General features: G+C 43.6%; 9 protein-coding genes. All 9 read left to right on the top strand.

Features of this window, described 5'->3' with window-relative positions; all coding sequences use genetic code 11:
• The first annotated feature begins 1 nt into the window (after nt 1).
• The 9 genes from MUF05_02370 (at nt 2) to hisS (ending at nt 11331) form a co-directional block, all read left to right on the top strand.
• Entirely contained in the window at nt 2-448 is a 447-nt protein-coding gene (locus MUF05_02370; protein ID MCU0665925.1) for a CBS domain-containing protein, read from the top strand.
• A 58-nt stretch (nt 449-506) separates the two neighbouring features.
• Nucleotides 507-1058, top strand: a complete 552-nt coding sequence (locus tag MUF05_02365) for a hypothetical protein (protein MCU0665924.1) — start codon at nt 507-509, stop codon at nt 1056-1058.
• Between the two features lie 99 nt (nt 1059-1157).
• Entirely contained in the window at nt 1158-1448 is a 291-nt protein-coding gene (gene groES / locus MUF05_02360; protein ID MCU0665923.1) for a co-chaperone GroES, read from the top strand.
• 11 nt (nt 1449-1459) lie between these two features.
• Nucleotides 1460-3103: a chaperonin GroEL gene (gene groL / locus MUF05_02355; protein MCU0665922.1), complete on the top strand. Its 1644-nt coding sequence runs from the start codon at nt 1460-1462 to the stop codon at nt 3101-3103.
• A gap of 217 nt (nt 3104-3320) precedes the next feature.
• Entirely contained in the window at nt 3321-4481 is a 1161-nt protein-coding gene (locus MUF05_02350; GenBank protein MCU0665921.1) for a GuaB3 family IMP dehydrogenase-related protein, read from the top strand.
• Between the two features lie 2 nt (nt 4482-4483).
• Nucleotides 4484-6028, top strand: coding sequence for a glutamine-hydrolyzing GMP synthase (gene guaA / locus MUF05_02345; GenBank protein ID MCU0665920.1), 1545 nt, complete (start codon nt 4484-4486; stop codon nt 6026-6028).
• 267 nt (nt 6029-6295) lie between these two features.
• Nucleotides 6296-9712 (top strand): DNA polymerase III subunit alpha, encoded by a 3417-nt coding sequence (locus tag MUF05_02340; GenBank protein ID MCU0665919.1) that lies wholly within the window; start codon nt 6296-6298, stop codon nt 9710-9712.
• Nucleotides 9713-9786: 74 nt separating this feature from the next.
• On the top strand, nt 9787-10059 hold the full coding sequence (locus MUF05_02335) for an integration host factor subunit beta (protein ID MCU0665918.1): 273 nt from the start codon (nt 9787-9789) through the stop codon (nt 10057-10059).
• 33 nt (nt 10060-10092) lie between these two features.
• Complete coding sequence (gene hisS, locus MUF05_02330) at nt 10093-11331, top strand: histidine--tRNA ligase (protein MCU0665917.1); 1239 nt, start codon at nt 10093-10095, stop codon at nt 11329-11331.
• Nucleotides 11332-11338: the final 7 nt, after the last annotated feature.

Below are 11338 nucleotides of genomic sequence, written 5' to 3'. Positions count from 1 at the left end.
TATGGAACAACTGCTTATTAAAGAAATAATGGCAATAAACCCGGTTACTATTAATATAAACCGACATTTTAGCGAAGTAGAGCAAATATTAAGAAACCACCATATCCGCCATTTGCCGGTAGTGGACGATAACAATATCCTGCGCGGGATTATTACTCAAAGAGACCTTTACAAACTCTGCGCGCCCCGTAAGACGATTGACGCAGATTTAGTCTATGACAAGCAAGAGCTGGATAAATTCATTTTAAGATACGTAATGACTCCAAACCCCCTGACATTAACTGCCCAGGATACAATAGAAAAGGCCATCGATTTGATGGTCTCTACTAAATACGGCTGTATCCCGATAGTAGACGAACAAAGAAAGATAATAGGGATACTTACTCAAATTGATATCCTGCGCGCGGTGCATAAGTATTGGGTAAAGGATATCCGCGAAAACAATTGACAACTCAAGGAAAAACAGTATAATTATAGTTTAGTGTAACAAGATATGGTAGGTATATATGGCAAAAGACGGCAATAAAGTCCTGCTGGGCGTTTTAATTCTGGTTGTTCTGGCAAGTATCTTCTTCTGGAAGGATTACCTCGGGTTGAAAACTGCCCTTATCAGCACGCAAAAAGAATTAGCTCAAGAAAAACAGGAAAAAGAAGCCCTCAAGACAACTCTTAACTCGGAAATAGATAAGTTAAGCAAAGACCTTGATGCTAACCGCGTTCAAGTAGATCAGTTGACCGCTAAATTAGGCGATCTTGAATCCCGTCACAAAGAATCAGTCAAGGCGCGCAAACAAATTGAAGATCAATACGCCCAGCTTCAGAATCAAAAGCAGATATTAGAGGCAAGGCTGGGATCATTATCGGAATTGAAAAAGGCGTTCCGGGAAGTAAAACAAGATATGCGCCAGAAAGAAATACAGCAGTATCTGGCAAGGAAACAGAAACAAAAAGAATTAGACCAAAAGCTTCTAGCAAACGGAAACCGTGGTTTTGTTATTCGCGACGGGAAATCTTCGTATAATCCCAAAGTTTACATTGATGTAAAACCCGGGAATTAATAAATTTTCTTGACAAGCTTTTTTTTTGCTTTATAATTAGCACTCTATTGGAAAGAGTGCTAAAGATAAAAATAACAAACCAAAAGGGAGGTGTAGGAAATGGACATAAAACCATTAGGTGACCGCGTAGTCATCAAGCCTTTAGAGGCAGAAGCCAAATCCAAGGGAGGCATCCTTTTGCCGGATACTGCCAAGGAAAAACCCCAAGAGGGCAAAGTCGTTGCTGTAGGCAAAGGAAAGACCATGGATAACGGCAACATCGCCAGCCTTGAGGTCAAGGTCGGAGATAAAGTGTTATACGGAAAATATTCCGGCAACGAAATCACCACCAAAGAAGGCGAAGAGCTTTTGATCATGAGAGAAGAAGACATCTTAGCCATAATCAAATAAGGAGGAAACTAATGGCAAAACAATTATTATACAGCGACGATGCCCGCCGCAAGATCTTAAGCGGTGTTGAGCAGTTGGCAAAAGCTGTAAAGGTAACCCTGGGGCCAAAGGGAAGAAATGTGGTCATTGACAAGAAGTTCGGCTCACCAACCATAACCAAGGACGGTGTAACCGTAGCTAAGGAAATAGACCTGGAAGACGCTTTTGAGAATATGGGCGCGCAGATGGTTAAGGAAGTAGCGGAAAAAACCTCTGATATCGCTGGGGACGGCACTACTACCGCAACAGTGCTTGCTGAATCAATCTACCGCGAAGGCTTAAAGAATGTTACTGCCGGATCAAATCCCATGGCGTTAAAACGCGGGATTGAGAAAGCGGTAGAGAAAATCGTGGAAGAATTAAGCAAGCTTTCCACCCCGATCAAAGACAAGAAAGAAATAGCACAGGTAGCTTCTATTGCCGCTAACTCCGATGCGGCTATTGGCGAATTGATTGCCGAAGCTATGGATAAAGTAGGAAAAGACGGCGTTATCACTGTTGAAGAAGCCAAATCCACTGCCACAACCTTAGAGGTAGTGGAAGGCATGCAGTTTGACCAAGGTTATCTTTCGCCTTATTTTGTTACTGACGCGGAAAGAATGGAAGTGCTTTTAGATGATCCTTATATTTTAATCTATGAGAAGAAAATTTCTTCGATTAAGGATATCCTGCCGCTATTGGAAAAAATCGCGCGCACCGGCAAGCCGCTTTTGATCCTCGCCGAAGAAGTTGAAGGCGAAGCATTAGCGACGCTGGTAGTAAATAAGATCCGCGGGACATTTGTGGCCTGCGCGGTCAAAGCCCCCGGCTATGGCGACAGAAGAAAAGCCATGCTTGAGGATATCGCGGTATTAACCGGCGGAAAAGCCTTAACCGAAGATCTAGGTATCAAACTTGAAAATGTGGACGTGGATGATTTAGGCCGCGCCAAAAAAATCAAGGTTGATAAAGAAAACACTACCATCGTTGAGGGCGCTGGAAAATCTGCCGCCATTAACGCGCGCGTAGCCCAGATCAAAAGACAAATTGACGAAACCGACTCTGACTATGATAAAGAGAAACTTCAGGAAAGATTAGCTAAGCTTTCCGGAGGGGTCGCAGTTATCAATGTCGGGGCAGCAACTGAAACTGAAATGAAAGAAAAGAAAGCCCGTGTGGAAGACGCATTACACGCCACTCGCGCTGCGGCACAAGAAGGTATTGTCCCTGGCGGCGGAGTGGCATTGATCCGCACCATCAATTCTTTGGATAAGATCAAGACCTCGGATGAAGATGAGAAGATCGGTATCAACATCGTCAAAAGAGCCATTGAAGAGCCTTTAAGACAAATTGCTCAAAACGCAGGGCTTGAAGGATCAGTAGTTGTCCAAAGGATCAAACAGGAAAAAACCAACATCGGTTATGACGTGCATCAAGATGAGTATGTGGATATGATCGAAGCCGGGGTCATTGACCCAACCAAAGTTACTCGTTCAGCATTACAGAATGCTTCAAGTATTGCTGCGCTTCTTTTGACCACAGAAACATTGATCGCCGACAAACCGGAAAAGGAAGATAAGATGCCAGCTATGCCACCGGGAGGAATGGGCGGCATGGGTGGAATGGGAGGGTATTAAAAGCGAAAAGCTTAAAGCGAAAAACTAAAAGCTAAAAGCTTAAGAAACCAACAAAAAGGCGTGGGGAGAGAAATCTTCCCGCGCTTTTTTGTTTTTAAAAAAGCATTGACAACGACGGGGTTTTGTTATACAATCACCACATCCATATTTTTTCCTAAACCCGCAATAAATTATGTAACCTATTGAAATACAATAAGTTACAAAAGGAGATTTAATCATGGCAGAATGGATAGGTATTGGAAGGCGCGCCCGCAGATGTTATGGTTTTGACGAAATTGCCCTTGCGCCAGGCAATTTAACCATTAACCCTAATGAAGTAGACACTTCTTTTTATATTGACGGCAAGAAATTCTCGGTTCCCATCATGGCCGCGGCCATGGACGGAGTAGTGGACGTAAAATTCGCCTTGGCCATGTCTAAATTAGGCGGCATCGCGGTCCTGAATTTAGACGGAGTGCAAACGCGTTATGAAAATCCGGCAGAAGTACTGGAAGAAATCTCTAAGGCCTCGCCCGAAGAAGCAACGGGGCTGACCCAAACTGTTTACACAACTCCCATCAAAGAAAAATTAGTTGCCAAGCGCATCAGAGAAATTAAAGCTAAAAAAGGAACAGCAGTAGTAAGCTGTATTCCCGCGCATGCCGAGAAATTCGCAAAAATCGCAGAGACAGCAGGTGTGGATATTTTTGTGCTGCAATCTACGGTTACTTCCACCAAACACGTGGCCAAAGAATATAAGAGCCTTGACCTGTATAAATTCTGCAGTAAAGTAAAAGTCCCGGTTATTATCGGCAATTGCGTTACCTATGGGACAACCTTGGAATTAATGCACACCGGAGCAAAAGGCCTGTTAATAGGAGTCGGCCCCGGAGCCGCCTGCACCACAAGAGGAGTTTTAGGAATTGGCGTGCCGCAGGTTACGGCCACAGTTGACGCGTCAGCCGCGCGCGATTTCTATTACAAGAAAACCGGCAGATACGTGCCTATTATCACCGACGGCGGGATGAACCGCGGAGGAGATATCTGCAAGGCGTTCGCTTCAGGAGCTGACGCGGTAATGATCGGCTCAAGTTTTGCCAGGGCCCTTGAAGCTCCTGGCAGAGGCTATCATTGGGGCATGGCAACATCTCACGTTAATTTACCAAGAGGCACACGCATCCGCGTAGGCACAACCGGCACATTAAAAGAAATTTTGTTTGGCCCGGCGCGCGTGGACGACGGTTCACAAAATTTAATGGGAGCGCTAAAGACTTCCATGGGCTCATTAGGAGCAGCTAACCTAAAAGAAATGCACGATGTGGAAATCATTATCGCGCCTTCCATCCAAACAGAAGGCAAGATCTTCCAAGTCGGACAAAGAGTAGGAATGGGAAAATAATTATGACCAGACAGACTATCTTAATCCTTGATTTTGGCTCTCAATACACCCAGCTTATCGCCCGGCGCGTAAGAGAGAATAAAGTTTTTTCAAAAATTATTCCCTACAACACCCCGGCCAAAGAAATCGCTCTTATGGCGCCTAAGGGCTTAATTTTATCCGGAGGCCCGGCATCAGTAACTAAACTAAAAAGCCCGTATCCTGACAAAGGCATATTTAAATTAGGGGTTCCTGTATTGGGAATCTGTTACGGCATGCAGGTCATTGCTGAAATGTTAGGCGGCAAAGTAAAGCCCGGAAGGCACCGTGAATTCGGCAAAACAGAACTTTTTATTGATGACAACCGCACCATATTCTCACAGCTTCCCGGAAACTTAACCTGCTGGGCAAGCCATGGGGATTTAGTCAGCAAACTTCCTTCGGGTTTTAGCATTAGTGCCCACACTATTAATTCGCCTATCGCAGGGATCTCTCATAACAGCCGCAAGATTTACGGCGTGCAGTTCCATCCAGAAGTAACCCACACCGACAAAGGAAATAAAATCATCGCTAATTTCTTATTCAAATCCTGCGGATGCCTAAGCCGCTGGACCATCCAGGCGTTTATTAAGGAAAGCACAGAAAACATCAAGAAAACCGTAGGTAAAAAAGACAGGGTAATCCTTGGATTAAGCGGAGGAGTAGATTCGTCGGTGGCGGCGGTTCTTATACATAAGGCTATCAACAAGAATTTGCGCTGTATCTATATAGACAATGGCCTGATGAGAAAAGGGGAATCCCAGCAGATTAAAAGCGTATTCCGTGATATGTATCACTTAAACTTAAGCTATCTTGACCGCGGCAAGCGTTTCCTGGAGCGGCTTAAGGGCGTTACTGACCCCGAAGAAAAACGAAAAATTATCGGAGATGAATTTATAAAGGTGTTTGAAGATGAGGCGCGCAAGACCAAAGGAGTAAAATTCCTTGCCCAGGGCACTTTATACCCGGATGTAATTGAATCTGTATCGGCGACCGGATCGCCTACAAGCAAGATCAAAAGCCATCACAATGTAGGGGGTCTGCCTATAAACATGAAACTAAAACTGCTTGAACCCCTGAGAGAACTTTTTAAAGATGAAGTGCGCCAAATCGGCTTGAATTTAGGTATGCCGGAGAATATTATCCATCGCCAGCCGTTCCCGGGCCCGGGCTTAGCCATACGCATCATCGGTGAAATTACGCAGGAAAGGCTTGACTTGCTGCGCGAAGCCGATGAAAGAGTCACTGAAGAAATCCATAAATCCGGCCTCTACCAACAGATCTGGCAGTCTTTTGCGGTGTTATTACCGGTAAAAAGCGTAGGGGTTATGGGAGATGAACGCACCTATGAAAACACAATAGCGGTCCGCTGCGTGACAAGCCTTGACGGCATGACCGCGGACTGGGCAAAGATCCCCTATGAAGTGCTGGACAGAATCTCCAATCGTATCATCAACGAAGTAAAAGGCATAAACCGCGTGGTTTATGACATAAGCTCTAAGCCGCCGGCAACGATTGAATGGGAATAAGAAATTAAAAAATAAAAATGCAAAATTAAAAATTAACCACAAAAACCTAAAATGAATAAGCTAAAGAATAAAAATAGAAGCAAATAGCAGAGAAAAAATACTACCGTACTATAGTTTTAGTTCTATCTTATATTTGATTTACATAATTTATTATTTTCTTAATATTTCTGCATTTAAGTTTTTTTGGGATTTTTAATTGTAATTTTTACTGCCTTGGATTTTGAATTATAATTTTGCATTTTTAATTTTAAATTTTTAATCCTTACCATGCCTCATTCCGAGTTTATTCATTTACACTTACATACCCAATACTCGCTTCTGGACGGTGCCTGCAGAATTCATGATCTTTTGCAAACCGCCAAACTTTATAAAATGGATTCTCTGGCTATTACCGACCACGGTAATATGTTCGGGGCGATTGACTTTTATATTGAAGCGCAAAAAGCAGGAATAAAACCGATCATCGGATGTGAAGTGTATGTGGCCCCCAAAAGCCGCTTTGATAAAACCGCAACCAGCCAGGAAGAGACAAACAACCACCTGATACTTTTGGCCAGAGACGAAAAAGGATACCAAAACCTGATGAAACTTGTTTCATTGGGTTACCTGGAAGGTTTTTATTACCGCCCAAGAATTGATAAAGAATCCCTAAGCCGCCACTCTGAAGGCCTCATAGCTTTAAGCGCCTGCTTAAAAGGAGAAATCCCGTCTTTGATCCTGCAGAGGCGTTTAAATGATGCCATAAAAGCCGCTGATGATTTAAGCTGCATCTTAGGAAAAAATAATTTTTACATAGAGCTGCAGGAAAACATGATCCCCGACCAGAAAAAAGCCAATGAAGGCCTTTTAAAAATCGCTAAAGAACTAAACCTGCCGTTAATCGCCACAAACGATGTGCATTATATCAACAAAGAGCATGCCAAAAGCCACGAGGCCCTTTTATGCATCCAGACCCAGACCACCCTTGATGACCAAAACCGCATGCGCATGCAAACTAATGAGTTTTATTTTAAATCTCCCCAAGAGATGAAAAAACTCTTTAACGATTACCCCGAAGCAATCACTAATAGCCTTGAAATCGCCTCAAGATGCAACTTAGAATTAGATTTTAACCAACTTCATCTACCCAGATACGAACCTCCGGAAAATCAAACTAAAGAAAATTACCTTGAGAAATTGTGCCTTGAGGGGATCAAAAAAAGATTCGAACAAATTACTCCAGAAATAAAAGAACGCCTTGAATATGAATCCCGAATCATAAAAAATATGGGATTCACCAGTTATTTCCTTATCGTCTGGGACTTCATACGCTATGCCAAAGAAAAGAATATCCCGGTAGGCCCCGGAAGAGGAAGCGCCGCCGGCAGCTTAGTCAGCTATCTTTTAGGCATTACTGATATTAATCCTCTTGCCTACGGCTTGATATTTGAAAGATTCTTAAACCCTGACCGCATGAGTATGCCTGATATTGACATTGACTTCTGTTATGAAGGCAGGCAACAGGTTATTGATTACGTCACAGAAAAATACGGCCGGGAAAATGTCGCGCAGATAATCACCTTCGGGACTATGCAGGCCAAAGCGGTTGTGCGTGACGTAGGAAGAGTAATGGGCATGCCTTACGCGGATGTGGATAAAATCGCCAAGATGATCCCTACTGAATTAGGAACGACCTTAAAAGACGCGCTTTCCTCTGAGCCGGAATTAAATAATCTGTATAAAAACGACCCTCAAATCAAAGAACTTATCACCACGGCCCTTGACCTTGAAGGCCTAAACCGCCACGCTTCAGTGCACGCCGCAGGCGTAGTCCTGGCTGATAAGCCGCTCAATAATTACAGCCCGCTTTTTAAGACTAACGACGACCAGGTCACAACCGGATACAGCATGTCCGCCCTTGAGAAAATCGGTTTACTAAAAATGGATTTCCTGGGCCTTCGCACGCTTACGGTAATAGACCAGACTTTGCGCATAATAGAACAGACCAAAGGCAAGAAAGTGGATATTGAAACTCTCCCGCTTAACGACCCGAATACTTATAAATTGTTATGCGACGCGCACACCGTGGGAGTTTTTCAGGTTGAAAGTTCCGGCATGCGCGACCTTTTAAAAAAGCTTGAACCGCAGCGTTTTGAAGACTTAATCGCGCTTCTGGCATTATACCGGCCCGGCCCCATAGGCTCAGGCATGCTTGATGATTTTATTAAACGCAAACACAATATCATCCCCATAAAATACGAGCACCCGAAACTTGAGCCGATACTTAAAGAAACCTACGGGATCATGGTCTATCAGGAACAGATCATGCAAATTGCATCTAGCTTAGCTGGTTTTAGCTTAGCCCAAGCAGATGTCTTGCGCAAGGCCATGGGCAAGAAGATCCCGGAGGTAATGGAAAAACAACGCATTGGCTTTATTCAGGGTTGCATTAAAAATAATATCCGGGAATCTTTGGCCAGCAAAATATTTGACCTGATTGAGTATTTTTCCGGTTACGGTTTCAATAAATCTCATTCTACCGCCTACGCGCTTATTTCCTATCGCACGGCATACTTAAAAGCAAACTACCCGGTTGAATTCATGACCGCGCTTTTAACCTCAGAACGCAACAATACCGATAAGCTGGTGGAATATGTAACCGAAGCAAACCGCATGGGAATAACCATTCTTCCCCCTGACATAAATGAAAGCGACCTGTTGTTCAAGGTAATAGACGATAAAACTATCCGTTACGGTTTGATCGCGGTAAAAAACGTAGGAGAAGGGGCGATTGAGTCCATTATAGCTTCCAGAAATAATAACGGCAGCTTTACTTCGCTGCAGCAATTAACATCATCAGTTGATATGCGCCTGGTAAATAAAAAGGTTTTGGAAAGCCTGATAAAATGCGGAGCGATGAATTCCTTTGGCATGCCCAGGGCTCAAATGGCGGCCAACCTGGAAAAAATACTGGATGCCTCATCCAAGGCGCAAAAAGACCGCTCAAGCGGACAGATGTCATTTTTTGGTTTTGATGCCGGAAACGTCCAGATCACAGAGGTAAAAGAATGGCCGCAGCCGCAGGTTTTGGCCTTTGAAAAAGAAATGCTGGGATTTTACGTCAGCGGCCACCCCTTAGCGCGTTACGCCAATCAGTTAAAACGTTTTGCTTCTACTTCCATAAACCTTTTGCACCAGCACAAAGACGAGGAAGAGGTAAAATTCGTGGGATTGATCGCAAAAATAAAACAAACTGTGACCAGGGCCAAACAGGAAAAAATGGCGATCCTTAAATTAGAAGACCTGCAGGCGCAGGTAGAGGCGCTTGTTTTCCCGCGCTCATTTCAAAAAGTATCGCGTTATCTTATCCCCGGAACAGTAGTCTTAGTCAAAGGCACGCTTAACCTGAAAGAAGAAAACCCCAAAGTCCTGGTCAACGACCTTGTGCCTATGGAAACAGCATATAAGCTAATCTCTTCGATAAATATAAACCTTGCCGGTATGCCGGACAGCCTGTTTTCCTCTTTAAAACTGCTTCTTGCCGCTAACCGCGGCAGCATTCCGGTTTACCTTAATATACATACTCCTGCCAAGACCCGGGTTCAAATGCTTGTAGGAGAAGACCTTTTCGTTTCCCCAAGCGAAAAACTTATTGAAGACACAATTAGCCTGGTGGGGGAAGACAGATTGTCGCTTGTGCTTTAAAAAGCCCTTGACAACGTAAGTTTTTGCTTATATTATAGTTACAAATATTTAAGCCTTAAAAAAGGGGGCTTTTCATGACAAAAAAAGATATTATTTTAAAAGTTTCCGATCAAACTGAATTAAAGCAAATAGACGTCAAGCGCGTAGTGCAAAAAACATTCGAATGCATTACCGAAGCCTTAATTCGCGGAGAAAAGATTGAATTAAGGAATTTTGGCGTGTTTAAAATAAAACAAAGAAAAAGCCGTACCGGACGGAATCCCCGCACGGGAGAAGTAGTTCCTGTCCCGCCCCGCAAAGTGGTAGTCTTCAAGCCCGGCTTAGAAATGAAGCAAGATATAAAATAACCGTATTTAAAGCTCACCTTTCTTTAGAAAAACATGTTTAAAAAAGTTTCAGGCACAAAGGACATCCTGCCAGGTGAATCTTGTTATTGGCAAAGAATAGAAGAAATAAGCCGCGATATTTTCCGCTTATACAATTTTAAGGAAATCCGCACTCCCATAATTGAAGATTTAGCGCTTTTTAACCGCTGTTTAGGGGAATTTACCGAGATCGTCCAGAAACAGATGTTTGTAATAAATAATAAGGATGAATCTTACGTCCTGCGCCCCGAGGGCACCGCTTCAATCGCCCGGGCGTACATTGAGAATAACCTTGATAAGACAGACGGCCTGGCTAAACTCTTTTACATCGGCCCCATGTTTCGCTTGGAGCGGCCGCAAAAAGGAAGACTGCGTCAATTTCACCATATCGGCACAGAAATTATCGGCTGCTCAAGTTACGAAGCTGATGTTGAAACCATCGCGCTTGCCAATCGCCTGCTTAAGGCATACGGCATAGAGGGATATGAAATAATAATTAATAATCTGGGCTGCTCTTCTGACAAACAAAAGTTAATCGCCAACCTTAAAGACAAGCTTCAGGAAAAATTAAACCAGCTTTGCCCGGAATGCAACATTCGCTTTAATTCCAACGCGCTAAGGATCCTTGACTGCAAAGAGGAAAACTGCCAGAAAATCATCCGAAGCATAGACATCGCTAATAAGCACCTCTGTGCTGAATGCGACGGATTTTTCAAGAAAGTCATCGCCGGATTAGAAAATGCCGGGGTTAATTTCAAGATTTCACCGTATTTAGTGCGCGGGCTTGATTATTACACCCGCACCGTCTTTGAAATCAAGCATTCCGGCCTTGGCGCGCAGGATGCTATAGGAGCAGGAGGAAGATACGATAACCTGATCAAGCAACTCGGGGGGCCGGATAAGAACTCGGTAGGTTTTGCCTTTGGAGTAGAAAGGTTAATGCTTGCAGCGCAAAAAACGCCGCCTAAGCTTGCGGAGGATTTAGTTTATGCTATCGGCATGGGAGAAAAGGCGCGATTAGCGCTTCTAAAAATTACTGAAAATTTAAGGGACAACGCCATACCAGTAGTTTCTAATCTGGAAGACAGGTCTCTAAAAGCTGCCATGCGCCAAGCCAATGACCAGGCCGCTAAATATGTTTTGATCTTAGGCGACAATGAATTAGAAAAGAATGTCATTACGGTAAAAAACATGTCGGATAGCACTCAAAAAGAAATCAGCATAAAAGAAATCGCCACATATTTATCAATGTAAAATTAAA

Source organism: Candidatus Omnitrophota bacterium (assembly GCA_025453395.1).
Taxonomy (GTDB): domain Bacteria; phylum Omnitrophota; class Gorgyraeia; order Gygaellales; family Profunditerraquicolaceae; genus JAlOQK01.
Note: the sequence above shows the minus strand (reverse complement) of the source record. Positions and strands in the feature narration are given on the sequence as shown.

What these genes read in the sequence shown, in the direction of transcription:
- MUF05_02370 (MCU0665925.1), top strand. Translation starts at nt 2, where the DNA reads ATGGAACAACTGCTTATTAAAGAAATAATGGCAATAAACCCGGTTACT.
- MUF05_02365 (MCU0665924.1), top strand. Translation starts at nt 507, where the DNA reads ATGGCAAAAGACGGCAATAAAGTCCTGCTGGGCGTTTTAATTCTGGTT.
- groES (MCU0665923.1), top strand. Translation starts at nt 1,158, where the DNA reads ATGGACATAAAACCATTAGGTGACCGCGTAGTCATCAAGCCTTTAGAG.
- groL (MCU0665922.1), top strand. Translation starts at nt 1,460, where the DNA reads ATGGCAAAACAATTATTATACAGCGACGATGCCCGCCGCAAGATCTTA.
- MUF05_02350 (MCU0665921.1), top strand. Translation starts at nt 3,321, where the DNA reads ATGGCAGAATGGATAGGTATTGGAAGGCGCGCCCGCAGATGTTATGGT.
- guaA (MCU0665920.1), top strand. Translation starts at nt 4,484, where the DNA reads ATGACCAGACAGACTATCTTAATCCTTGATTTTGGCTCTCAATACACC.
- MUF05_02340 (MCU0665919.1), top strand. Translation starts at nt 6,296, where the DNA reads ATGCCTCATTCCGAGTTTATTCATTTACACTTACATACCCAATACTCG.
- MUF05_02335 (MCU0665918.1), top strand. Translation starts at nt 9,787, where the DNA reads ATGACAAAAAAAGATATTATTTTAAAAGTTTCCGATCAAACTGAATTA.
- hisS (MCU0665917.1), top strand. Translation starts at nt 10,093, where the DNA reads ATGTTTAAAAAAGTTTCAGGCACAAAGGACATCCTGCCAGGTGAATCT.